Genomic DNA, 25,297 nt, shown 5'->3' on the forward strand with positions numbered 1-25,297 from the left:
AAAAGGAGCTCTAAGCTCCTTTTTTTGTTTTTATGATAAAAATCATATTTCAAAAGCTTTTCTCTTAGTAGCTTTGTTTGTATAAAAGATAAAAAAGTCTTTTATAAGATTATTAATAACTACATCAATAGAAGAGATGAAACAAGTGAAAACAATTTCAATGGTTTTAGCAGCTATGTTTTTAATGGCAAGTTGTAAAAATGAAAAATCTGAAAGTATTGCAATGAAAAGTGCTTCAGATATAGCAGTTAAAGGAACGATAGAAGCAGAATTAACAGCTCCGCCTTATGTTCCGGCACCTGTTGGTAATAGATCAGCTAAAAAGTTACTGGTAAATATGGAAATTATTGAAAAAGAAGGAACTATGACAGATGGTGTAGAATATGTGTACTGGACGTTTGGTGGTTCTGTTCCAGGTAGCTTTATAAGAACTAGAGTAGGAGATGAAGTAGAATTTACCTTATCTAATCACCCAGATAATAGATTACCTCATAATATCGATTTGCATGCAGTAACTGGACCTGGAGGAGGTGCTACTTCTTCATTTGTAGCGCCTGGTCATGAAAAAACATTCTCATTTAAAACATTAAACCCTGGATTATATGTATATCACTGTGCTACTGCACCTGTAGGAATGCATATTGCGAACGGAATGTATGGTTTAATTTTAGTAGAGCCTGAAGGAGGTTTACCAAAAGTAGATAAGGAATACTATATTATGCAAGGAGATTTTTATACAAAAGGAGAAAACGGAGAACCTGGTTTACAGGCTTTTGATATGAGAAAAGCAGTAGACGAAGATGCAGATTATGTAGTGTTTAACGGAAGTGTAGGAGCTTTAACAGGAGATAATGCAATTACCGCTAATGTTGGCGAAACAGTACGTTTATTTGTAGGTAACGGAGGTCCTAACTTAACATCATCTTTCCATGTTATTGGTGAAATTTTTGACAATGTTCATGTTGAAGGTGGTTCTATGATTAACAAAGATGTACAAACAACTTCTATTCCGGCAGGAGGAGCTGCGATAGTGGACTTTAAGGTAGATGTTCCAGGTACTTTTATTTTAGTAGATCATGCTATTTTTAGAGCGTTTAATAAAGGTGCTTTAGGAATGTTAAAGGTAAAGGGAGAAGAAAGCAAAAAGATTTATTCAGGAGTAAAACAAGAAGGTATTTACAATCCAGAAGGAGGTACTATTCAAGAAATGCCAAATGGTAAAGAAGATAAAGCTGTAGCTTCCAAGCAAGAAAAATCATTAGCACAAAAAATAGCAGATGGTAAACAGATTTATACGAAAACGTGTTTTGCTTGTCACCAAGCTAATGGTGAAGGAATTCCAAATGCATTTCCTCCTTTAGCCAAATCAGATTATTTAAATGCTGATGTAAAGAGAGCTATAGATATTATTTTACATGGTAAAACAGGAGAAATTACAGTAAACGGTCAAAAATATAATAGTGTAATGACCAAGCAAGCGTTGAACGATCAAGAAGTAGCAGATGTACTAACCTATGTTTATAATTCTTGGGGCAATAATAAAACCAACGTTAGTGTAAATACTGTAATGGAAGTAAAAAGTACTCACTAAAATTGTAGTTAAACTCTAAATTATAAGAAATGAAAACTATTTTAAGATTGACAATTTGTATATTTTTCTTAGGCATTTCAAATATGAATTGTCAATCTAAAATGGTTCCTATTAAAGGTGGTAGTTATATTCCTTTGTACGGAAGAGATTCAGCAAGAGTAACGATTCAAGATTTTTTAATGGATGTGTATCCTATAACTAATGAAGATTTTTTACAATTTGTGAAAGAAAACCCAAAGTGGAGAAAATCTAAAGTAATTAAACTTTTTGCAGACAAAAGTTATCTTATTAATTGGAAAGATGATACAGAAATAGGGGAGAAGGTTAACTTAAAATCACCTGTAACCAATGTTTCGTGGTTTGCAGCAAAATGTTACTGTGAAAAGCAAGGAAAACGATTACCAACAGTAGATGAATGGGAATATGTGGGAATGGCAAATCAAAAACTATCAGATGCAAGAACTTTAAAAACGTATAATGAATACATTTTAAGTTGGTATGAAAAGCCAAGAACATTTAATAATGTTATAGGGTCAACATTTAAAAACTATTGGGGAGTGTATGATATGCACGGATTGGTTTGGGAATGGACCTCTGATTTTAATTCAGTATTAGTATCAGGAGAATCTAGAAAAGACGTTGACAATGATAGTAATTTGTTTTGTGGTAGTGCAGCAGTAGGATCAACAGATTTAATGAATTATGCAGCTTTTATGCGTTATGCTACCCGTGGAAGTTTAAAAGCTAATTACACAATGAGAAACTTAGGTTTTAGATGTGTAAAAGATAAAAATATAGCACAATGAAAGTAGTAAAATATATAACGATACTTCTTTTTTCAATTACGTTATTAAGTTCTTGTAAAAAAGAAAAAAGCAACACAAATTTAGCAACTGTATATGAATGTCCGATGTTTTGTGAGGAAGATAAAACATATACAGAAGAAGGAAGTTGTCCGGTTTGTAAAATGGATTTAACACAGAAAGATAAAAAAGAGCCTAAAGAGTTAGTTTTAGCTACTGATATTTCTGAAAGTTCTATATTTAATTTAACATCAGAATGGAAAACCGAAGAGAATAAAACGATTCATTTAGAAGGTTTAAGAGGAAAAACTTTGGTAATGGTCATGATTTATACTACGTGTAAAGCTGCTTGCCCTAGATTGGTTGCTGATATGCGTAATATTGAAGCTAAAATACCTAAAGAATATAACGAAGACTTACAATACGTTTTAATTAGTATTGACCCTAAAAATGATACTCCTGAACGATTAAAGGCTTTTGCGAAAGAAAACTTTATGGATGATGAGCATTGGACTTTTTTACAAGGTACAGAAGAATCTGTTAGAGAATTTGCCAATGTACTAGCTGTGAAATACAAACAAATTTCTCCATTAGATTTTTCACACTCAAATATCATCAGTGTATTTAATCCGGAAGGGGAGTTAGTGCACCAACAAGAAGGTTTAGGTGTAGATAATAAAGAAACTATAGCGAGTATTTTGGAAACAGTAAAAAATTAGTTGCCATAAACATGTTTCCTATTAAAAACGTCTTTTAAAAATTTAAAAGACGTTTTTTTATGAGTTGTTTTTTTCAAATTGAGCTTGTATAAACTCTTTAGATTTTCCTTTGGCAATAGAAGCTGTTTGCCATTTATCATTTAAAATCATTTTACCTACATAAGCTATTTGACCAATGTGATATGGAAAATGAGCTATTTGCCTCGTAATACTTTCAATTAACTTAACTTGTTTATTTCTGATAAGAATCGGTTGATTGAAGTTTTCCTCATTTAATGAATCTAAAGCAGCAAAAAGACAGTTCCAACCCTTTTCCCATTGAGAAATCAATTCTTTTTTTGATAAATTATGAGTTTCAAACTCAGCATCTCTATCTCTCCATTCTTTTTCTCCATCAGAAGTAAAAAAATCCGTCCAACGCGACAACATATTTTCAGATACATGAACAATAATAGCAGCTATACTGTTACTTTCTTCATTGTATTTCCAGTGTAAGTCTTTTTCTTCTAATTGAGCAATCGTTTTATCAGCAACTTCTTTATACGATTTAAACTGGGTAGTTATATTCTCTAAGTATTCTTTTACCATCATAAAAAAGGAGCTCAATTGAGCTCCTCTAAATTTTTATCTATTAATTGTTTGTTTTCTATCAGGTCCTACTGAAACTATTTTTACAGGTACACCCGTTTCTTTTTCAATAAACGCGATGTAGTCTAATAAGTTTTGAGGTAAATCATCGGCAGAAGTCATTTTTGTTAAATCATCTTCCCAACCTTTGAATTCTGTATAGTTAACACTTACATTTTCAGGTTCAATATTATAAGGTAAGTGAGAAATTTCTTCTCCTTTATAGTTGTATGAAGTACAAACTTTTAAGGTATCGAAACCAGATAATACATCACCTTTCATCATCATTAATTGCGTAACACCGTTTACATCAACAGCATACTTTAAAGCAACTAGATCTAACCATCCACAACGACGAGCACGTCCTGTTGTAGCTCCAAATTCATGACCAACTTTCGCCATAGTAGCTCCATCTTCATCAAATAATTCAGTAGGGAAAGGTCCAGAGCCTACACGAGTAGTGTATGCTTTAAAAATACCGAAAACCTCACCAATTCTATTAGGAGCAACTCCTAAACCAGTACAAGCACCAGCAGCAGTGGTGTTTGAAGAGGTTACGAAAGGATATGTTCCAAAATCAATATCTAATAATGACCCTTGAGCTCCTTCAGCTAAAATAGTTTTACCTTCTTTAATAGCATTGTTTAAAAACTCTTCAGAATCAATAAAATGTAATGTTTTTAATTTTTCAATTCCTCTAGAAAATTCAGCTTCTAACTCGTCTAAATCGTAATCGATTTGAACATCAAAGTATGCTAACATACTTAAATGCTTTTCAGTTAAAGCTCTATATTTCTCTTTCCAGTTATCTAATTCTAAATCACCAACACGCATTCCGTTTCTACCAGTTTTGTCCATATAAGTAGGTCCAATTCCTTTTAAAGTAGAACCGATTTTTGCTTTTCCTTTTGAAGTTTCAGAAGCTGCGTCTAATAATCGGTGAGTAGGTAAAATTAAATGTGCTTTACGAGAAATTAATAATTTAGAAGTATAATCAATATTATGCTTATCTAAGTTTTCTAATTCTTTTTTAAAGATAACAGGGTCAATAACCACTCCGTTACCTACTACATTTAAAGCTGTTTTATGAAAAATTCCTGAAGGAATGGTGTGTAATACATGTTTGTTTCCATCAAAAATTAGTGTGTGACCAGCATTTGGACCTCCTTGAAAACGCGCGATTATATCGTAGTTTTTTGTTAAAACGTCTACAATCTTACCTTTTCCTTCATCTCCCCATTGTAGTCCGAGTAATAAATCTACTGCCATTTAGTGTGTTGTTAAGTGTTGTGTTTTATTTGTTGTTTCTTTTTGTTCCGTAGAAATAAAGTGAATGGTTGTGAATGTCTATATCGAAAACATCTTCAATTGTTTTTTTAATGATTTGAATTCTTGGGTCACAAAACTCTTTTACTTCACCACTATCTGTAAGTATTACGTGGTCGTGATTTTTATCGAAGTAACTTTTTTCGTAACGAGCCATTGATTGACCTTCAAACTGATGTTTACGAACCAAACCACAGTCTAGCAACAAATCCATCGTATTATAAAGAGTAGCTCTACTAACACGATAGTTTTTGTTTTTCATTTTAATGTATAGAGATTCAATATCAAAATGTTCTTCAGCGTCATAAATTTCTTGCAAAATAGCATAGCGTTCTGGTGTTTTACGATGCTTGTTCTCTTCTAAAAAAGAAGTGAATACTTTTTTTACAATTTCTTGATTTTCGGCTGAATTACTCATTTATTTTTTAAATTTTACGAAAGGACAAATTTACGTTTATTTCTTGATAAAAAACAAGGATGTTAAAAACGAAATTTACAAAGTATTCACACGTTCAACTTTTTGAACGCCTTCTACTTGTTTCATGTTGTTAATTAATTTATCGAGTTGTGTCTTATTTTTTACACTTAATGATAGTTTTCCGTCAAATACACCATTATCTCCAGATATATTAATACTATGTATAAATACATCCATACTATTGGAAATAATTTTAGTAATATTATTTACTATTCCTTTATTGTCAATTCCCGAAAGGTGTAAAATGGCTGTAAATTCTTGCTTGGTGGAATCAATCCACTTTGCAGGCATAATTCTGTAAGCATAGTTTGATTGTAATGAAATAGCATTTGGGCAATCGTTTTTGTGCACTTTAATACCTTCATTAATAGTTACAAAACCAAAAACTTTATCACCAGGAATTGGAGAGCAGCATTTAGCCAAAGTATAATCTAATGTTTGTTCTTCTTTACCAAAAACAAGTGCATCGTATTTGTTTGTAACTTCTTCTTTTTCGGATATTTCTTTTGATGGAGAACGCCTAAATGTACTTTTAATAAAGCCCATGAAGCGATTACTTCTCTGAGCAACAAAGTCTTTAAGTTGTGTGTTATCTATGGCTCCATTACCAACTCGATAGAATAAATCGAAGCTAGTTTTTAGCCCAAAATAACTTGCTAATTCATGAATAACCTTTTCACTGGAGTTGATTTTTAAATGACGCAGTTTTCGTTGTAAAATAGCTTTTCCTTCTTCTGCTATTTTCTTTTCTTCTGCTTTTAAAGCTGATTTAATTTTAGCTCGTGCTCTTGCAGTAATAACAAAATCTAACCAGCGTACATTGGGTTTATTGTTAGAAGCGGTGAGTACTTCTACCTGATCTCCACTTTTTAACTCGTGACTTAAAGGAACCAGTTTCCCGTTTACTTTTGCCCCACGACATTTTAAACCAACATCGGTATGTACGGAAAAGGCAAAATCTAATGCAGAGGCTCCTTTTGGAAGTGATTTTAAATCTCCTTTAGGAGTAAATACATAAATTTCTTTAGCATAAAGATTAAGTTTAAAATCTTCGACAAAATCTACAGCATCTAAACTTTGATTTTCTAAACTTTCTTTTAAACGATTTAACCATCCTTCTAAACCATTTTCTTTAACAGCTCCTTGTTTATATTTAAAGTGGGCTGCATAACCTTTTTCGGCTATTTCATCCATTCTTTCAGAACGGATTTGAACTTCTACCCATTTAGCTTGGGGGCCAATTACAGTTATATGCAATGCTTCGTATCCAGTTGATTTTGGCTGAGAAATCCAATCTCTTAATCTGGCAGGATTTGGTTTAAAAAAGTCTGTAACGATTGAGTATATTTTCCAAGCATCAAACTTTTCATCGTCAGAAGTTGGTTTGTATATAATACGAATAGCAAATTTGTCGTACACTTCATCAAAAGTTACGTTTTGTTTACGCATTTTTCTACGGATAGAAAAAATAGATTTAAAACGTCCCTTTATTTCATAAGTAAATCCTTCTTTGTTTAAAGCTTCTTTTAAAACACTAGTAAAACTATCAATATATCTCTGTTGATCTTCTTTACTTTCTTTTATCTTGTTAGCAATATCTCTATATACATCAGGCTCTGTGTACTTTAAGCCAAGGTCTTCAAGTTCAGTTTTAATATTATAAAGACCTAAACGATGTGCAAGAGGAGCATAAATATACAAGGTTTCAGAGGCTATTTTTACCTGCTTATGAGGCGGCATAGAATCCATAGTTTGCATATTATGTAACCTATCAGCAATTTTAATAAGTATTACCCTAACGTCATCATGTAATGTGAGTAACATTTTTCTAAAATTCTCTGCTTGGATAGAGTAGTCTTGCTCTTGTTTTAAGTTTGATATTTTAGTTAATCCGCTTACAATACGAGCAATGTTTTCTCCAAATAAGCGCTCCATATCATCCAAAGTATAATGCGTGTCCTCAACAACATCATGAAGTAGAGCAGCAGCAATAGATGTTGCACCTAAACCAATTTCATCTGCAACTATTTTTGCTACAGCTATAGGGTGATAAATATAAGGTTCTCCTGATTTTCTACGTTGTTCAGAATGTGCTTCTACAGCAATATCAAAAGCTTTACGTATCAGTTTTTTATCGTCTTCTGATAATGTTTGATATGTACCTTTTAACAAATTTTTATATCTACTGGCTATTTCTTTATTTTCTTCTTCTATCGTCACATTATAACTCATACAATAAAACTCTTTTACTTAACTGGATTAAAATAAAAATAATATAAAGAATTATATTGAGCAAGTTTTATATACAAATGTTTTATATGAGCTCGTTACTTTTATATAAATTATAAAAACGAAAGAAATAATGATAATTCACTGGTTAAAAAAATAACGACTAACCAAGTAGTCATATAAGTGTCTGATGGTTTTTCTAATAGCTTTCTTTTTCAGATACTTATGATAATAATCTGGAAAGAGGCGGAGCAGATGTTAGTATATAATAGACTGACATGGCCTAAAAATATTTAGGGTTTTTCCTGTAAAAACATATAGATTTATAACATAACTTTATACTTTATTTAAAATTAAGTAACTACATAACAAGTCCCCCCGAAATATCATTATAAGATGATATTTGACCTCCGGTTAATAAAGTTCGGAGGTTTTTTTATTCTTCGGGCAACCTTTTTTCAAATCAGGTAGTCTTTATATTTGTAAGGCTACAAAAAAGTAACTATTGATTTGAAAATTATTTCATTACATAACAAAGAAGCTTCGCTTATAAAACAAGCAAAAAAACAAAGCAGAGAAGCTCAACAACAAATATTTGAGCAGTATTCTCCAAAAATGTTAGGAGTTTGTAGACAGTATGTTAAAGATTTACATCATGCGGAAGATTTAATGCTACAAGGTTTTTTTAAAGTTTTTACGAATATTGAAAAATTTAAAGGAGAGGGAAGTTTTGAAGGTTGGATTCGTAGAATTATGGTAAATACTAGTATTAGTTATTTACGAAAAAAGAATCCAGTTCAAGTATCAGATGAAGACTTTGTTTTTAATGATGCTGTAACGGAAAGCCTTGAAAACACATCGGCAGAAGATATACAAAAGTTAATAGATGAGTTACCTGAAGGGTATAAGTTAGTTTTTAACTTATATGCTATTGAAGGATATAAGCATTCAGAAATAGCAGAAAAATTACAAATTTCTGAAAGTACCTCTAAGTCACAATTATTTAAAGCTCGTAAATATTTACAAGCTAGTTACGAGAAAATTAATCAAGTAAGAAATGTCAAGCAATAATATTGATAAACATATAGCAGAAAAGCTAAAGAACAGAGAGCTTAAGCCATCCAACTCAGCATGGGAAAGGTTAGAGACTCGTTTAGATAATCAGGAGGCAACAAAGAAAAGAAACTGGTTTTTATATATAGGTTATGCAGCTGGTTTAGCTTTATTAATAAACGTTGTAGCTCTCTACTTTACAGGTTCAGATTCAAAAACGCTAATAGAAGAAGTTATAGTTAATACTTCAATAGATACACTAAAAATTAATAATAAAGGGATAGAGAAATTTATTAAGAACACTGATGAAGCTGTGGTGGAGTTTGAAGAAAAGAAGCAAGAGAAACAATTACACAACAAAAAGGAAACAATTACAGAGACAAAGACTTCCATTCTAAAAGAAGAAATAGCTTTTAAAAATATTCAGAAAGAAGAACTCTCAAAAGGAGAGGTAGTAGAATTGAATAAATCTGTAAAACAAAAAAAGAAAAACTCAATTTCAAGAGTTAAAGTAAATAGTGATGATTTATTATTTTCAGTAACACATACTCCAAATGAAGTTAAAGAATATTATGCAAAGCATAAGTTGAAAAGAGAAGATGTGTTAAAAGCTATTGAAGATGAATTAAAAGAATCAAACTTAAAAATAGATCCTAGCATCATTTTAGCAGAAGTTGAGAGAACGATTGATGATGAAGAGTTTAAGGGAGACTTTATGCAAAAACTAAAATCAAGAATATCCGACATTGCGGTAGCGATTGTTGATAGAAATAAATAAAACGCTTATTAATTATCGATAATTAACCATTCAAAATTATTATCAGTTTAATTTAAAATTACAGAAATGAAAAGAATACTATTATTAGTGTTGTTTGTAACGACTATTGCCCAATCTCAAGAAAAAGTATTTGAAAAAGAAGTAAAGAAAATATCAATGAGCATTGATAGTATTACTAAGCAGCAAAAAGACTCTTTAAAGATGAGAGTAAAAGAGATTAACACAAAATTAGAAAAGAATACAATATCGTTTGATGAAGCAACAGCATTAAAAAAAGAAGCTGCGGCTTATCACGCAGCTCAAATAGAGAAAAAAGTTAGTTTTGAAGAACAAAAACTACAACAACTTGTCCAAGACAAAATTGATGGTAAAATATTTAGTAGTGAAGAAAATTCAACCGAAAGTACTTTTAGTATAGCAGGAACTAAGTTTAAATTAGATTTTTCTAAAGAAGACATAGAAAAAGAAAAGAAAAGAAGAAAAAAAAGAACTACAACACAGTTTGTTTTTGCCTTAGGTGTAAATAATGTATTAACAAATAACAAGTTAAGTTCTTTAGACGATTCAGACTATAAATTTTGGCAATCACATTTTTACGAGTTAGGGTTTACTTGGAAAACACGTTTGTCAAAAGAACCTTCAAAAGCATATTTTAAATATGGTTTCTCTTTTCTATGGAATAATTTAAGAGCTAAAAGCAATCAATATCATATTGTAAATGGAAATGAAACAAACTTAAGTATTCATCCAGAGCAACTTTCAGAAAGTAGGTTACGACATGTACAAATGACATTTCCAATGCACTTAGAGTTTGATTTTTCAAAAAACAAAAAATATTCTGATGGAGAAATTGTAGATAGAACACATCAAAGCTTTCAGATAGGAGTAGGTGGTTTCTTGGGTTTTAAACTAGGAACTCGTCAATATTTAGAGTATAAAAATGCACAAGGAGTTACAGTTGAAGAAGTTCAGAAGAATAATTTTAATATGAATAAATATAACTATGGGTTAAGTGCTTATGTTGCTTACCAAGGAATTGGATTATATGCTAAATATGACTTAAATCCACTATTTAAAAATACAGATACAAGAAATATTTCATTAGGAGTTCGATTTGATATTAATTAATCAGATTACAAGATTACTCTAAAAATATCATCAGAATAAATTAAATCTCAAAAGAAAAATTATTGTAAAATAAATGTTTAAAGCTTGAAAATATATTTCCTATAAGTTGTTTTTTTGAGTTTGTTTTATTAAAAAAAATAAAAAAACTTGCATAATTCAATTTTTATTTCAAATATTTGTAACAACAAAAACGAAGAAATGAATTTTATTCAATTACATCATCATCATTTTCATACTTGCACTCAGGCGAGCTGAAAATGTATTGAATAAAATCAAGATATATTTTAAACCCGTTTGAGTAAATCAAACGGGTTTTTATTTTCAACAAGGCGCCACGAAAATACTTCTCAAAAGATTTGCTCAAACCCATTCAAAACTAAAATGAGTAAATTAAAAATAGCCATACAAAAATCAGGAAGACTCAACCAAGATTCCTTACAAATTTTAAAAGATTGTGGAGTTTCTATTGATAACGGTAAAGATCAATTAAAAGCTTCTGCAAACAATTTTCCTTTAGAGGTTTTTTATCTAAGAAATGGAGATATTCCGCAATATTTAAAAGATGGAGTTGTAGATATAGCCATCATTGGCGAGAATTTATTAATAGAAAAAGGAGAGGAGATTCAATTTATAGAAAAATTAGGTTTTTCAAAATGTAAAGTATCCTTAGCAATTCCTAAAAATGAGAAATATACAGGAATAAACTATTTTCAGAATAAAAAAATAGCAACCTCATACCCGAATACAGTTTTAAAATTTCTAGAAAAAGAGAACATAAAAGCACAATTACATATTATTAATGGTTCAGTAGAAATAGCTCCAAATATTGGATTAGCCGATGGTATTTGTGATATTGTTTCTAGTGGTTCAACTTTATTTAAAAACAATTTAAAGGAGGTAGAAGTTTTATTAAAATCAGAAGCAGTATTAGCGGTTTCTCCTCAAATAAAAGAGCAACAACAAGTAATACTTAACAAGTTACAGTTTAGAATTCAATCAGTATTAAAAGCAAGACAATCAAGGTATGTGCTATTAAACGCTCCGAATGAAAAATTAGAAACAATTATTAATATTTTACCAGGAATGCGTAGTCCAACGGTACTTCCTTTAGCTGAAGAAGGGTGGAGTTCTGTGCACTCTGTATTGAATAAAAATCAATTTTGGGAAATTATAGACGAATTAAAAAGTAATGGAGCAGAAGGTATTTTGGTGTGTCCAATAGAAAAAATGGTTGTTTAATAACAGAAAAGTAGCCAATAATTATAGCTAAAAACAATAAAAATAAACAGATGAAAATTATAAAAAATCCAGGAAAAAAAACTTGGGAGTCACTGTGTAAAAGAGTTACTTTAAGTGAAAACAGTTTACAGGAAACAGTACAAACAATATTAAATGATGTAAAGCTTAATAAAGATAGAGCTTTAAAAAAATATACACAGTTATTTGATGGAGTGTTGCTAACCGAGTTAGAAGTTTCTAAAAAAGAGTTAGAAGAAGCACAAAACTTAGTTTCAGAAGAATTAAAATTAGCCATACAATTAGCAAAAAATAATATTGAAGCTTTTCACAACACACAAAAAGAAACACCTAAAAAAATAACAACAACAAAAGGAGTAACTTGTTGGAGAAAAAGTGTAGCAGTAGAAAAAGTAGGCTTGTATATTCCTGGGGGCTCTGCACCATTATTTTCTACTATTTTAATGTTAGGAGTACCAGCAAAAATAGCGGGTTGTAAAGAAATAGTATTGTGTACTCCAACGAATAAAGAAGGTAAGATTAACCCAGCTATTCTATACACTGCTTCTTTGGTAGGAGTAACTAAAATTTTTAAAGTTGGAGGAGCTCAGGCTATTGGAGCGATGGCGTACGGAACAAAAACCATTCCTCAAGTATATAAAATATTAGGACCAGGGAATCAGTTTGTGACTAAAGCCAAAGAATTGGTACAACAACAAGGGGTAGCTATTGATATGCCTGCAGGCCCTAGTGAAGTACTTGTAATTGCAGATAAAACATCAAACCCTGTTTTTGTAGCTTCCGATTTATTATCACAAGCAGAACACGGAGCAGATAGTCAAGCTATTTTAGCCACTACTTCTGAAAAAATTGCTCAAAATGTTATAACAGAACTAAACAAACAAATAGAAGAATTACCTAGAAAAGAATTAGCTAAAAAAGCAATAGGGAATAGTTTTGCAGTTGTTTTAAATTCTTCTGAAGAATGTATTCAGTTTAGTAATGAATATGCTCCAGAGCACTTAATTATAGCATCAGAAAAAGCTTCTGAATATATCGAAGGAATTGTAAATGCTGGTTCAGTATTCTTAGGAAATTACAGTTGTGAAAGTGCAGGTGATTATGCTAGTGGCACCAATCACACCTTGCCAACTAACGGTTATGCAAAAAACTATAGCGGAGTTTCGTTAGACAGTTTTGTAAAGAAAATTACTTTTCAAGAAGTAACTAAAGAAGGAATTGAAAATATAGGTGAAGCCATAGAATTAATGGCAGAAGCAGAAGGCTTACAAGCGCACAAAAATGCCATTACAGTTAGATTAAAAGAGTTAAATGGCTAAGCGTCATTTCGAATGAATATGAGAAATCTTAACCTTATTGAGTAACACCTCAAAATAGTTAACAATGAAAAAAATAAACTTAAACAAGATAGTACGCACAAACATTCAGCAATTAAAAGCTTATTCTTCTGCTAGAGATGAATTTAAAGGTGTTGCTGAAGTGTATTTAGACGCTAATGAGAATCCGTTTGGTACTTTGAATCGCTATCCAGATCCGCAACAAATAACAATTAAAAAACGATTGTCTGAGATTAAAGATGTAAATGAGAATCAAATTTTTATAGGAAATGGAAGTGATGAAGTAATCGATTTAGCATTTAGAATATTTTGTAATCCGGGGAAAGACAAAGCCTTAACTTTTACACCCTCTTATGGAATGTATAATGTTTCCGCAGCTATTAATGATGTTGAATTGATTGAATTAGCTTTAAATCAAGAATTTCAGATAAATACAGATGTTTTAGAATGTTATTTAGAAGATGAAAATTTAAAAATAATATTCATTTGTTCACCAAATAACCCAACAGGTAACTGTTTTGAAGATGAAACAATTGAGTTTATTCTTAGTAAATTTAAAGGAATTGTAATTATTGATGAAGCTTATATTGATTTTAGTTCTAAAGAATCTTTTATAAATCAATTAAAAAATTACCCTAATTTAATTATAAGTCAAACCTTTAGTAAAGCATGGGGATTGGCAGGTGTTAGAGTAGGAGCAGCCTATGCTAGTAAAGAAATCATTGATATATACAACAAGGTGAAGCCTCCTTATAATATCAGTGCTTTAAATCAAGAAGCTGTACTTAATAAACTAGATAATTTAGCGCAGTTTGAGATTGAGAAAAATATCATTCTCAATGAAAAGGAAAAACTAGAAAAACAGCTACAAGAAATTGAATTGGTAAAAAAGATATATCCTTCTGAAGCTAATTTTATACTAATTGAAGTTACAAACGCTAATGAATTGTATAACTCATTAGTAGCTCAAAAAATTATAACTAGAAACAGGAATAGTTTAGTAAATAATTGCATAAGAATTACGGTAGGAAGCGAGAAAGAAAACAAAAAATTAATGACTACATTAAAGGAATTGAGTGTTACACCTGATGAAGTTGAAAACTCATTTTAAATTTTAAAAAGACGATGAAAAAAATATTATTTATAGATAGAGATGGTACCTTAATTAAAGAACCAGCAGATGAACAAACAGATTCGTTTGAGAAATTACAATTCTATCCAAAGGTTTTTCAAGGATTGAGTAAAATAGCCAAAGAGCTTGACTTTGAATTAGTGTTAGTTACTAATCAAGACGGATTAGGAACAGAAGCATATCCAGAAAATACGTTTTGGCCAGTACATAACTTTGTGATGAACACCTTAAAAGAAGAAGGTATTGAGTTCGTAGAAGAAATCATTGACAGAACCTTTGCTAAAGACAACCAACCTACAAGAAAACCAAACACAGGCTTATTAACAAAATATTTCTCTAAAGAATATGATTTGAAAAACTCTTTTGTGATTGGTGACCGTTTAACCGATATAGAACTTGCTAAAAACTTGGGAGCTCAAGGAATTTACATAAATGATGAAACAAATTTAGGAACTGATGAAATTACTGTAAAAAGAGAGGAACTAGATGATTTTATAGCTTTAGAGAGTAACGATTGGAACACTATTTATGAGTTTTTAAAATTAGAAGAACGTTCAGCAACTATTGAACGTAATACAAATGAAACTCAAATTAAAATTGATTTGAATTTAGATGGAACGGGAAAAAGTACAATAAATACTGGTATTGCTTTTTTCGATCATATGTTAGATCAAATAGCGCGTCACGGTCAAATGGATTTAAACATCCAAGTAACAGGTGATCTAGACGTAGATGAACACCACACCATTGAAGATACTGCAATTGCTTTAGGAGAAGTATTTTATAAAGCATTGGGAAATAAACTAGGAATTGAACGTTACGGGTTTTGTTTACCAATGGATGATTGCTTAGCTCAAATAGCCATTGACTTTGGTGGAAGAAACTGGTTAGTTTGGGAGGCAGATTTTAAACGAGAAATGATAGGGAAAATGCCTACGGAAATGTTTTATCACTTCTTTAAGTCGTTTACCGATGGTGCTAAGTGTAATTTGAATATCAAAGCAGAAGGAACAAACGAACATCATAAAATAGAAGCCATTTTTAAAGCCTTTGCTAAGGCTATAAAAGTAGCAGTAAAAAGAGATGTAGATAAGATGATTTTACCATCAACAAAAGGAGTTTTATAACAATGAACAATAATCAATTATCGGTAGACAATGGTTAAAGAGAATAATAGGTAACTGATGATTGATAAATGATAATTGAAAAATATGATAGCTATTATAAAATATAATGCTGGAAATATACGATCGGTACAAAATGCACTAACTCGCTTGGGGTACGAAAGTATTATAACTGATAATCCAGAAGAAATACAATTGGCAGATAAAGTAATATTTCCTGGGGTTGGAGAAGCAAGTTCAGCAATGCAATACTTAAAAGAAAGAAATCTTGATGAGTTAATTGTTTCCCTAAAACAACCTGTACTAGGAATTTGTCTAGGATTACAGTTAATGTGCACATACTCAGAAGAAGGAAATACCGAATGTTTGGGCATTTTTGATGCGTGCACAAAACAATTTCCACCAAAAGAAAAAGTCCCACATATGGGGTGGAATAACTTTTTTGAATTAAAATCATCTAAACTGTTTAAAAACATAGCTTTAGAAGACGATGTATACTATGTTCACGGATATTATGCAGAAGTATCTAAAAACACACTGGCAATCTGCGATTATATTCTTCCGTTTAGTACCGTTATGCAGCAAGATAATTTTTATGCGATGCAATTTCATCCAGAAAAATCAGCTGATGTTGGAGAGCAGTTATTGAAGAATTTTTTAGAGTTATAAAAAGAAATTAAAATGAGAATTATACCCGCAATAGATATTATAGAAGGAAAATGTGTCCGTTTGACTAAGGGCGATTATGATACCAAAAAAATATATAATGAAAGTCCGTTAGAAGTAGCAAAAGAATTTGAGGCAAACGGAATAGAATACTTACATGTTGTTGATTTAGATGGCGCAAAATCTAGTCGAATTATAAACCACAAAGTATTAGAGCAAATAGCAACGAAAACGAATTTAAAAATTGATTTTGGAGGAGGTCTAAAGTCAGATGAAGATGCTCGAACTGCATTTGAAAGTGGTGCAAACCAAATAACAGGAGGAAGCATAGCGGTAAAAAATCCAGATACATTTATTGGATGGCTTACTAAATACGGAAAGGATAAAATAATTTTGGGAGCTGATTGTAAAGATAGAAAAATAGCGACTAATGGTTGGTTACAAACCTCAGAAGTTGATGTTGTTGAATTTATAAGTGAATATCAAGAAATAGGTATTTTAAACACAATTTGTACCGATGTAGCTAAAGACGGGATGTTACAAGGAGCTTCTTTAGATTTATATTTAGAAATTTTGAGTAAAACTTCAGTCAACTTAATAGCGAGTGGAGGAGTAGCCTGTATCAATGACTTACATCGATTAAAAGAAATTGGTTGTGAAGGAGCCATTGTAGGAAAAGCCATTTATGAAGGAAATATAAGTTTAAAAGAATTACAAGAATTTATAAGTTAAAACATGTTAAAGAAAAGAATTATTCCATGTTTGGATATAAAAAATGGAAGAACGGTTAAAGGGGTCAATTTTATAGATATTAAAGATGCTGGAGATCCAGTAGAATTAGCAAAACAATATGTAAAACAAGGAGCGGATGAATTAGTATTTTTAGATATTACAGCTACTCTAGAAAATAGAAAAACCTTAGTTACATTAGTAAAAACAATTGCACGAGAGATTAATATTCCTTTTACTGTTGGTGGAGGTATTAGTACTGTTGAAGATGCAGTGGCGTTAATACAAGCTGGAGCAGATAAAGTAAGCATCAATTCTTCCGCAGTAAAAAATCCACAATTAATTACGGATTTAAAAAATCAGTTCGGGAGTCAGTTTGTAGTTGTAGCTATTGATACGAAAAATGTAAATGGGGAATGGAAAGTGTTCACCAAAGGAGGTACTTTTGAAACCGAACTAGAAACTGTGAGTTGGGCTACAGGGGTTGAAAAATTAGGCGCAGGTGAAATTTTATTAACCTCTATGAATAGTGATGGAACAAAAAACGGATTTGACATTGAAGTAACCAATGCAGTGAGTAAAGCTGTTAATATTCCTGTGATTGCTTCTGGTGGTGCTGGAAAAGTAGAGCACTTTACAGAAGTCTTTACCAAAACCCAAGCTAGTGCAGGATTAGCTGCTAGTATCTTTCACTTTGGTGAAATACCAGTACCCGTACTAAAAAACGAATTAAAAAAACAAAACATAGCTATACGATGAATATAGATTTTACAAAAGGAAACGGGTTAATTCCTGTTGTTATTCAAAACAATACTACTTTGCAGGTGTTAATGCTGGGTTATATGAATAAAGAAGCCTTTACCAAAACACAAAAAGAAGGAAAAGTTACTTTTTATAGCAGAAGTAAAAATAGACTTTGGACAAAAGGTGAAGAATCAGGGAATTTTTTATGGGTAAAAGATATTCAAATAGATTGTGATAATGATACTTTATTGATTAAAGTAACTCCAGAAGGACCAACCTGTCATAAAGGAACAACTTCTTGTTTTGGAGAAGAAACCTCTAAAGGCTTTTTATATTCGCTAGAAAATACTATTTCTGACAGAATAGATAATGATGTTGAAACTTCTTACACTAATAAACTTTTTAAAAAAGGCATTAATAAAGTAGCTCAAAAAGTAGGAGAGGAGGCTGTAGAAGTAGTCATCGAAGCAAAAGATAATAACGATGAACTATTTAAAAATGAGGCTGCTGATTTACTATACCACTATTTAATTTTATTAAAGGCTAAAGGTTTTAAGCTAACAGATATTGAAAGTGTTTTGAAAAATAGAAATTAATAAAGTTAATTAACATGTTACAACCTCCTTTATAGAAAGTTTATAAAGTCAACTATTAGGGAAGGCTATGTGCTAATATTAATTATAAAACTATAATTATTCTTTTTAAAGTTAAGTAAGAAGAAAGATGTAGATAATAAATTATTAACTTTTAGATATTTAATACAGTTTAGTTTTTTTAAAGACGATTTTGAATAAAAAATGTTAAGGATGATAAGAAATATGAGAAATATTAATAATCGATTGTCTATTTTTACGGTATGAAAGAAGACTTACACCAACTATTTACAGAGTTCCAAAATAGTATACAAAAAAACGATTTTGTAAAATTGACTTTAAGTAAACCAATTCGTAAAAGTGATGACTTGTCGAATGTATACGTTCGTCAAATAACGCTAAAAGGAGACGTGTGTTTTCAGTTTTTATATCGATATAAAACAAACGACCAGGCAAAAAATTATTCATTTGAAGAGAGTATAGAAGAATTAACTCTTTTACTTTCAGAAAAGTTTAGAGCGGCGACATTATTTACGTTGGAAAATGATTTATTAGTGTTTCTTTCTAAGAAGAAGAAAGTAAGCTATAAAACTACACAACCTAGTTTTAAAAATAAGTTACCAGAAACCCATGACAAACCCAAAGAGAAAAGAGCCAAAAACAGCGAGTATTTATATCATTTGGGAATAACTGATAAAGAGGGAAAGGTAATCCCCAAAATGGCGGATAAATACCGTCAAATTAATAAGTATTTAGAAATTATAGAAGCGCAAATACAATCGGTTAAGTTACCTAATCATATCAATATTGTTGACATGGGGTCAGGAAAGGGGTATTTAACCTTTGCTTTATATGATTATTTGGTAAATCAAAAAGGGTATACAGCTAGTGTTACAGGTATTGAATTGCGTGAAAGTTTGGTAAATTATTGTAATAATATTGCTAAAAAATGTGGGTTCAAAGGTTTATTATTTGTAGCACAACCTATTCAGGAGTATGACAATGATAAAATAGATATTTTAATAGCTTTACATGCTTGTGATACAGCTACAGATGATGCTATATACAAAGGGTTGGTTTCTAAAGCAGAGTTAATCATTTGTGCACCGTGTTGTCATAAACAAATCCGTCAACAAGTAAAAGGAAAAGAGCAGGAGAGTCCTTTGTTAAAATATGGTATTTTTAAAGAACGTCAGTTTGAAATGGTTACTGACACCATACGCGCTTTAATTTTAGAGAAGAATAATTATACTACGAAAGTTTTTGAATTTATAAGCAACGAACATACACGTAAAAATGTAATGCTGATAGGTGCTAAATCATCTAAAAAGGTAGATGAAAAACGTATTGAAGCTAAAATTTCAGAATTAAAAGGAGCTTATCAAATAGAACAACACTATTTAGAGGGCTTACTATAACTTTTTATAATGAGTACATCTGTTAGTAATGTGTTTAAAGATCTTCAGTTAGAAAGTGAAGAATTAAAGGTAGTTGAGGATATTTTTTCAGAAGTAACTTATAAAAAAGGTGATATGATATTACATACTAACGAGAAAGTATACTATCAATATTATGTAATAAAAGGTTGTTTACGAACTTTTTTTATGGATACTAAAGGAAAAGAACATACCATACAATTTGCAATTCACGATTGGTGGATTAGTGATTATATAGGTTACTTTTCTGAATCAGAATCGATACTTGCCATTGAATGTATTACCGATGCTATTGTATTAAAAGTAGCCAAGAATGATTTAGATAATATTTATGAAAAAGTTCCTAAAATAGAACATTTTTTTAGAAAAAAGTTAGAGCGTTCAACAGTGCGATTTCAAAAAAGAATCTTAAATAATTTGGTGTTATCAGCTAAAGAGAGGTATCATTTGTTTTTACAAACCTATCCAAACATAGAGCAACAAATTAAAAACTATCATTTAGCATCTTATTTAGGAATAACAACCGAAAGTTTAAGTAGAATACGAAAAGATACATTATAAGCCTCTTTATTACCATACATCAATTTTTTTTTAACTTTCATGTTCTAATTTTGGAGTAACTTAAAAATATAAATAACATGAAAAAAGTAGTATTTGTACTAACTAGTCATGAAGAGCTAGGAAATACAGGAGAAAAAACAGGTTTTTGGATTGAAGAATTTGCAGCACCTTATTATCTATTAAAAGATAAAGGAGTAGAAGTGACTCTAGCATCTCCAAAAGGAGGACAACCACCAATTGACCCTAAAAGTAATGAACCAGATTTTCAAACACCAGCAACACTTCGTTTTAATAAAGATGAAGAACTTCAAAATGTCATGGCGAACACTGCAAAGTTAAGTGATATTAGTGAGGCTGATTATGATGCTATTTTTTATCCAGGAGGACATGGACCTTTATGGGATTTAGCTGAAGATAAACATTCTATAGCTTTAATAGAAGCTTTTTATACAAACGATAAGCCAGTTGGTGCTGTTTGTCATGCGCCTATAGTATTAAAAGATGCACAAGTAAATGGAGAGCCTTTAGTTAAAAATAAAAAAGTAACTGGTTTTTCTAATACAGAAGAAGAGATAATGCAATTAACTTCAATTGTGCCATTTTTAGTGGAAGATGAGCTAAAAAACAAAGGCGGAATTTATAGTAAAGCAGGAGATTGGCAAGAATATGTTATTGAAGACGGAAATTTAATTACAGGACAAAACCCAGCTTCATCAGAGTTAGTAGCTGAAAAATTACTGGCAAAATTATAGTTATTCTAAGGGAGAATATTAAAATAAAAATCGGTTAAAAATATTTTTAGCCGATTTTTATTTTTTAGGTATAAGTAAAAAGGTTTTATTGTACATTTAACGCCTAAGAATAAAAAAATGAAAGAATCTAAACCACTAATTATAGCGGCTTTTATTGCTATTTATGTCATTTGGGGATCCACTTATTTATTGAATAAAATTGTTGTTACAGAAGTATCTCCGTTATTATTAGCGGCCATTCGTTTTTCTATATCGGGAGCATTAATTATGTTAATAGCTAAGTTTTTAAAAGTACCTATTACAGTAACCAAAAAGCAACTTTTAAACTCTGCGATAGCAGGCTTCCTTTTTTTAGTATATGGAAATGGAATGTTTGTTTGGGCATTAAAGTTTGTTGATAGCGGTTTTGGAGCTTTATTAGCGGCAACACAGCCATTATTTGTATTATTACTACTACGTTTAATTGATGGAAAAAAGATGCAACGACAATCAATTATAGGAGTAGTTTTAGGGATTATAGGAATGTATTTATTGGTTAGTCAAAATGAAATAACAACTTCAAAAGATATGCTAATAGGAATTTTTATGATTTTTTCTTGTGTTTTAAGTTGGAGTTATGGTAGTGTATTTGTTTCTAAAGCCAAACTTCCTAAAAACTTTTTTGTAAGTACAGGTTACCAAATGCTTTTTGCAGGTGGCTTACTTTTTACTGCATCTTTATTATTAGGTGAAAACTGGTCTTCTCCCTTGGATTGGTCTTTTAAAGCGCAAGGAGCTATGTTTTTATTAATAGTTTTTGGAAGTATTGTAGCTTTTACATCTTTTAACTACTTGTTAAAAATTGTTCCAACAGAAAAAGTATCAACATCAGCGTATGTAAATCCTGTCGTAGCCTTGTTTTTAGGATGGTATTTTTTAGATGAAACCTTAACAACACAATCGGTAATAGCGTCTATTGTATTATTATCAGGAGTTTATTTTATTACGTCAAGAAAACGAATATCAAAACTTAAAGTAACTTTTAAACCACAAAAAGTATAAGTAGTTGTAGGTTTAACTTGTTTAATATTTAAAAGAGTGAATAATTTTTGATATTATCACGAACTTTTTACTTTTGCTTAAATTTTAAAAAAATCAAAGAACTATGAAAAAGACGAAGTTAGTTATAGCCTTGTTTATTTTATCTAAACTTTTAATTCAATGTAGTAGTAATGAACCAGTTCCTGAAGTAGAAGTAGATCCAGAACCAGAAGAGTTAAAAGAAGTTAAACTATCTATTAAATTACCTGATGATTACGAGACTTTAAATTTTAAAGACCTTGTTATAGGAAACGAAAAGACATTACCTATATCTATATTTAATGAAGGAAATTTGACCTTAGAAATTACAGAGGTAATTCTTCCCGAAGGCTTTTCAGTGAATTTAGAAACTATTAAAATACCTCCAAGTGATTTTTTTGAATTAGATATACTTTTCAAACCTACTGAAGAAAAGAAATATTCAGGAAATATCACATTTACTAGTAATGTAACGGAACCTTATAACAATACAATTCTTGAGGGATTAGGAGTTAATGATACTTTTGAGGGTGATGTTGATTTTAAAACTCAGAAAGAGTTAATCGATTTTATAGGTAAAGGATATAAAAACATTAATGGAACACTTGGTATAGGAAGTCCTTACGATGGTGCGAATCACCCTGTAACAGATTTAAAATTATTGAAATCTTTAAATTCAGCTAAAAGATTAAGTGTCTGGGGAGCTCAAGTTACCTCTTTAGAAGGTTTAGAAAATATCAAAGGAATAGAGACAATTCAAATAGCTCTTAATAATAACTTAACAAGCTTAAATGGCTTTCCAAAAAATAATTCATCTGCTCTAATTAATATAGTACAAAACGAAAATTTAATAGACATAAAAGCTTTAGCCGGTATTGAAATTATAGACTGGTTAAGAGTTCATAGAAACCCTAAATTAGAAAGTTTAACAGGGCTTGAAAATTTGAAAGAAATTAAACGAGATTTAGAGATATCAGGAAATTATGTTATAACAAACTTAGATTCATTTTCAAATTTAGAAAGGGTTGGAGGTAATATTTCCATTCAGGAAAATAATGCTTTATATAGTTATTGTGGATTAGTTAATTTGATGAAATTAGGTGGGTTAGAAGGTACTTTTTACCTCCCTAGACGTAATAGATTTAATCCTTCATGGGTTGATGAGTTAGATTGTGAAAGACAAGTACCTTTTAATGAATACCATGGAGTACAAACATGGATTGATGATCGTTATGATTTAGATTATTTTAAACAAAAAGGGTTTACAAAAATTAGTGGAGAAGTTTATATAAATGATAGTGATATAACTACTTTAACCGCATTGAGTAATATAGAAGAAATAGAGCACCTGTATATACAAAGAACAAATCTAGAGAGTTTGGAAGGATTAGATAATTTAAGAAAAGTAAAGTCTTTATATATTGAATATAATGATAAGCTTTCTAATTTTTGTTCTCTTGGTTCACTAACTATTGAAGGTAGTTCAAGAATAGAAAATAATTTATATAATCCTACAGTTACTGATTTAGCAAACGAAAACTGTAAACAATAAAACTAAAGAGGTTTAGGTTAACTCAGTCAAAATATATTATGAATTAAGCAAACTTGGAACTTTGTTTTTGAGTGTGTTTTTTTTATAGTTAAAATATTTTTTTGAATATTTAAATCTAAAAATGTTAGCATAAAACCACAAAAAGTATAAGCAGTTTAACTTCAAATTTCAAAGAGAGAGCTATTTTCTAATATTTAAAAGTTAAACTTTTTAGTATGGATTTTGAAGTTTTGTATAACCAATAATGGAAGTTAATTACAAAAAATATTGTCTATAACATGCAAATTCATTGCTAGGTAAAAGACGGTTTTATGTTACATCTTTTGCATAAGTATTTACGCTGTAATTTATGTACAAAAAAATGCTAGAGATGTAGAGTAGTATATAAAAAGAGTGTTTAGTTACAAACTTACACTAAATCATTAAATTATTTAAGTAGCAAAATTTGTTTATGGATTAAAAAGCAGTATATTTGCAGGCTTAAAAATAAATTTTAAACAATTTAATTATGAATCATTACGAAACTGTTTTCATTTTGAATCCCGTTTTATCTGAAACTCAGATAAAGGAAACAGTAAAGAAGTTTGAGGACTATTTACTTTCTAAAGGTGCAGAAATGATTTCTAAAGAAGATTGGGGCTTAAAAAAATTAGCGTATCCAATCGAAAAGAAAAAAAGTGGATTTTACCACTTATTTGAGTACAAGGTAGCAGGTGAAGCAATTGCTCCGTTTGAATTAGAGTTTAGACGTGACGACAGCGTTATGCGTTATTTAACTGTAAAGTTAGACAAGCATGCTGCAGCTTGGGCTGAAAAGAGAAGAAACCGTGTTAAATCTGCAAAAAAGTAAGAAATGGCATCTATAGAACAACAAGCAAAAGGAAATAAGCAAGGGGAAGTACGTTACTTAACTCCGCTTGATATCGAAACTAAAAAAGAAGCTAAATACTGTCGTTTCAAGAAAAACGGTATTAAGTACATCGATTACAAAGATGCAGACTTCTTAATGTATTTAGTAAACGAGCAAGGTAAAATTTTACCAAGACGTTTAACAGGAACATCATTAAAATATCAACGTAAAGTGGCACAAGCTATTAAAAGAGCTCGTCACTTAGCTTTAATGCCTTACGTTGGAGATATGTTAAAATAATAAAGAAGTAGAAACATGGAATTGATATTAAAACAAGACGTAGAAAACTTAGGTTTTAAAGACGATGTTGTAACCGTTAAGAATGGTTACGGACGTAACTACCTAATACCTCAAGGATATGCAATTTTAGCTACTTCTTCAGCTAAAAAAGTATTAGCAGAAAACTTAAAGCAACGTGCTTTTAAAGAAGCTAAATTAATAGAAGATGCTAATAAAGTAGCAGAAACTATTAAAGGTTATGAAATCAAAATAGCTTCTAAAGTAGGTTCAGGAGATAAATTATTTGGTTCGGTAAACAACATCGATGTTGCTGCAGCTTTAGCTAAAGCTGGTACTGAAGTAGATAAGAAATTTATCAAAGTTACTGGAGGTAACGTAAAAAGATTAGGAAAATACAACGCTGCTGTACGTTTACACAGAACTGTTGTAGCTGACATCGTATTTGAAGTAGTTGCTGAATAGTAACTAAATTG

At 30.6% G+C, this 25,297-nt stretch carries 26 protein-coding genes; 22 read left to right on the forward strand and 4 right to left on the reverse strand.

Annotation, left to right across the window (positions count from 1 at the left end):
* Positions 1 to 136 precede the first annotated feature (136 nt).
* From nirK to AC3VJB_RS03805, 3 genes are read left to right on the forward strand one after another with little or no spacing between them, the layout of a single operon-like run.
* Positions 137 to 1,591, forward strand: a complete 1,455-nt coding sequence (gene nirK / locus AC3VJB_RS03795; RefSeq protein ID WP_167713878.1) for a copper-containing nitrite reductase — start codon at positions 137 to 139, stop codon at positions 1,589 to 1,591.
* A 29-nt stretch (positions 1,592 to 1,620) separates the two neighbouring features.
* Entirely contained in the window at positions 1,621 to 2,397 is a 777-nt protein-coding gene (locus AC3VJB_RS03800) for a formylglycine-generating enzyme family protein (RefSeq protein WP_497666778.1), read from the forward strand.
* Complete coding sequence (locus AC3VJB_RS03805) at positions 2,394 to 3,113, forward strand: SCO family protein (protein WP_167713876.1); 720 nt, start codon at positions 2,394 to 2,396, stop codon at positions 3,111 to 3,113. Before AC3VJB_RS03800 ends, AC3VJB_RS03805 begins: the two co-directional genes overlap by 4 nt.
* 57 nt (positions 3,114 to 3,170) lie before the next feature.
* Here the strand turns inward: AC3VJB_RS03805 and AC3VJB_RS03810 are convergent, their stop codons facing one another.
* The 4 genes from AC3VJB_RS03810 to AC3VJB_RS03825 all read right to left on the reverse strand — a co-directional run bounded on the left by AC3VJB_RS03810 (position 3,171) and on the right by AC3VJB_RS03825 (position 7,776).
* The gene (locus AC3VJB_RS03810) at positions 3,171 to 3,704 is read right to left on the reverse strand and encodes a DUF1572 family protein (protein WP_231128415.1); all 534 of its coding nucleotides are present in this window, start codon (positions 3,702 to 3,704) and stop codon (positions 3,171 to 3,173) included.
* Positions 3,705 to 3,737: 33 nt separating this feature from the next.
* Entirely contained in the window at positions 3,738 to 5,009 is a 1,272-nt protein-coding gene (locus tag AC3VJB_RS03815) for an adenylosuccinate synthase (protein ID WP_167713875.1), read from the reverse strand.
* Positions 5,010 to 5,034: 25 nt separating this feature from the next.
* A complete protein-coding gene (locus AC3VJB_RS03820) occupies positions 5,035 to 5,484 on the reverse strand; it encodes a Fur family transcriptional regulator (RefSeq protein WP_047788906.1) in 450 nt (149 codons plus the stop codon).
* Between the two features lie 75 nt (positions 5,485 to 5,559).
* Positions 5,560 to 7,776, reverse strand: a complete 2,217-nt coding sequence (locus AC3VJB_RS03825) for a RelA/SpoT family protein (protein ID WP_047788905.1) — start codon at positions 7,774 to 7,776, stop codon at positions 5,560 to 5,562.
* Between the two features lie 507 nt (positions 7,777 to 8,283).
* Here AC3VJB_RS03825 and AC3VJB_RS03830 point away from each other — a divergent pair.
* The 19 genes from AC3VJB_RS03830 to rplI all read left to right on the forward strand — a co-directional run bounded on the left by AC3VJB_RS03830 (position 8,284) and on the right by rplI (position 25,286).
* Positions 8,284 to 8,844 (forward strand): RNA polymerase sigma factor, encoded by a 561-nt coding sequence (locus tag AC3VJB_RS03830; RefSeq protein ID WP_497666779.1) that lies wholly within the window; start codon positions 8,284 to 8,286, stop codon positions 8,842 to 8,844.
* The gene (locus tag AC3VJB_RS03835) at positions 8,831 to 9,604 is read left to right on the forward strand and encodes a hypothetical protein (RefSeq protein ID WP_497666780.1); all 774 of its coding nucleotides are present in this window, start codon (positions 8,831 to 8,833) and stop codon (positions 9,602 to 9,604) included. The genes AC3VJB_RS03830 and AC3VJB_RS03835 overlap by 14 nt, the downstream gene beginning before the upstream one ends.
* A gap of 66 nt (positions 9,605 to 9,670) precedes the next feature.
* Entirely contained in the window at positions 9,671 to 10,732 is a 1,062-nt protein-coding gene (locus AC3VJB_RS03840) for a hypothetical protein (protein ID WP_206337270.1), read from the forward strand.
* 381 nt (positions 10,733 to 11,113) lie between these two features.
* Positions 11,114 to 11,971, forward strand: coding sequence for an ATP phosphoribosyltransferase (gene hisG / locus AC3VJB_RS03845; protein WP_073184144.1), 858 nt, complete (start codon positions 11,114 to 11,116; stop codon positions 11,969 to 11,971).
* A gap of 50 nt (positions 11,972 to 12,021) precedes the next feature.
* Positions 12,022 to 13,308 carry a histidinol dehydrogenase gene (gene hisD / locus AC3VJB_RS03850; protein ID WP_253056664.1) on the forward strand — a complete coding sequence of 429 codons (1,287 nt, stop codon included), beginning with the start codon at positions 12,022 to 12,024 and terminating at the stop codon, positions 13,306 to 13,308.
* Between the two features lie 64 nt (positions 13,309 to 13,372).
* Positions 13,373 to 14,437, forward strand: coding sequence for a histidinol-phosphate transaminase (gene hisC / locus AC3VJB_RS03855; protein ID WP_497666781.1), 1,065 nt, complete (start codon positions 13,373 to 13,375; stop codon positions 14,435 to 14,437).
* Between the two features lie 14 nt (positions 14,438 to 14,451).
* Positions 14,452 to 15,585, forward strand: coding sequence for a bifunctional histidinol-phosphatase/imidazoleglycerol-phosphate dehydratase HisB (gene hisB, locus AC3VJB_RS03860; RefSeq protein ID WP_073184137.1), 1,134 nt, complete (start codon positions 14,452 to 14,454; stop codon positions 15,583 to 15,585).
* 84 nt (positions 15,586 to 15,669) lie between these two features.
* On the forward strand, positions 15,670 to 16,251 hold the full coding sequence (gene hisH, locus AC3VJB_RS03865; protein ID WP_159491197.1) for an imidazole glycerol phosphate synthase subunit HisH: 582 nt from the start codon (positions 15,670 to 15,672) through the stop codon (positions 16,249 to 16,251).
* A gap of 12 nt (positions 16,252 to 16,263) precedes the next feature.
* Positions 16,264 to 16,980: a 1-(5-phosphoribosyl)-5-[(5-phosphoribosylamino)methylideneamino]imidazole-4-carboxamide isomerase gene (gene hisA / locus AC3VJB_RS03870; RefSeq protein ID WP_047788896.1), complete on the forward strand. Its 717-nt coding sequence runs from the start codon at positions 16,264 to 16,266 to the stop codon at positions 16,978 to 16,980.
* Positions 16,981 to 16,983: 3 nt separating this feature from the next.
* Positions 16,984 to 17,736, forward strand: coding sequence for an imidazole glycerol phosphate synthase subunit HisF (gene hisF / locus AC3VJB_RS03875; protein WP_497666782.1), 753 nt, complete (start codon positions 16,984 to 16,986; stop codon positions 17,734 to 17,736).
* Positions 17,733 to 18,317 (forward strand): bifunctional phosphoribosyl-AMP cyclohydrolase/phosphoribosyl-ATP diphosphatase HisIE, encoded by a 585-nt coding sequence (gene hisIE, locus AC3VJB_RS03880; protein WP_437824581.1) that lies wholly within the window; start codon positions 17,733 to 17,735, stop codon positions 18,315 to 18,317. The genes hisF and hisIE overlap by 4 nt, the downstream gene beginning before the upstream one ends.
* Before the next feature lie 260 nt (positions 18,318 to 18,577).
* Positions 18,578 to 19,732 (forward strand): class I SAM-dependent methyltransferase, encoded by a 1,155-nt coding sequence (locus tag AC3VJB_RS03885; protein WP_047788893.1) that lies wholly within the window; start codon positions 18,578 to 18,580, stop codon positions 19,730 to 19,732.
* 9 nt (positions 19,733 to 19,741) lie between these two features.
* Positions 19,742 to 20,311, forward strand: coding sequence for a Crp/Fnr family transcriptional regulator (locus AC3VJB_RS03890; protein WP_047788892.1), 570 nt, complete (start codon positions 19,742 to 19,744; stop codon positions 20,309 to 20,311).
* 77 nt (positions 20,312 to 20,388) lie between these two features.
* Positions 20,389 to 21,063 carry a type 1 glutamine amidotransferase domain-containing protein gene (locus AC3VJB_RS03895; RefSeq protein ID WP_047788891.1) on the forward strand — a complete coding sequence of 225 codons (675 nt, stop codon included), beginning with the start codon at positions 20,389 to 20,391 and terminating at the stop codon, positions 21,061 to 21,063.
* 117 nt (positions 21,064 to 21,180) lie between these two features.
* Positions 21,181 to 22,104 carry an EamA family transporter gene (locus AC3VJB_RS03900; RefSeq protein ID WP_497666783.1) on the forward strand — a complete coding sequence of 308 codons (924 nt, stop codon included), beginning with the start codon at positions 21,181 to 21,183 and terminating at the stop codon, positions 22,102 to 22,104.
* A gap of 103 nt (positions 22,105 to 22,207) precedes the next feature.
* On the forward strand, positions 22,208 to 23,674 hold the full coding sequence (locus tag AC3VJB_RS03905; protein WP_047788889.1) for an ASH domain-containing protein: 1,467 nt from the start codon (positions 22,208 to 22,210) through the stop codon (positions 23,672 to 23,674).
* 508 nt (positions 23,675 to 24,182) lie between these two features.
* Positions 24,183 to 24,524, forward strand: coding sequence for a 30S ribosomal protein S6 (rpsF, locus tag AC3VJB_RS03910; protein ID WP_047788888.1), 342 nt, complete (start codon positions 24,183 to 24,185; stop codon positions 24,522 to 24,524).
* Positions 24,525 to 24,527: 3 nt separating this feature from the next.
* Positions 24,528 to 24,824, forward strand: a complete 297-nt coding sequence (gene rpsR, locus AC3VJB_RS03915; protein WP_028892048.1) for a 30S ribosomal protein S18 — start codon at positions 24,528 to 24,530, stop codon at positions 24,822 to 24,824.
* A 15-nt stretch (positions 24,825 to 24,839) separates the two neighbouring features.
* The gene (gene rplI / locus AC3VJB_RS03920; RefSeq protein WP_047788887.1) at positions 24,840 to 25,286 is read left to right on the forward strand and encodes a 50S ribosomal protein L9; all 447 of its coding nucleotides are present in this window, start codon (positions 24,840 to 24,842) and stop codon (positions 25,284 to 25,286) included.
* Positions 25,287 to 25,297 lie beyond the last annotated feature (11 nt).

This window comes from Tenacibaculum sp. TB-53 (assembly GCF_059716285.2).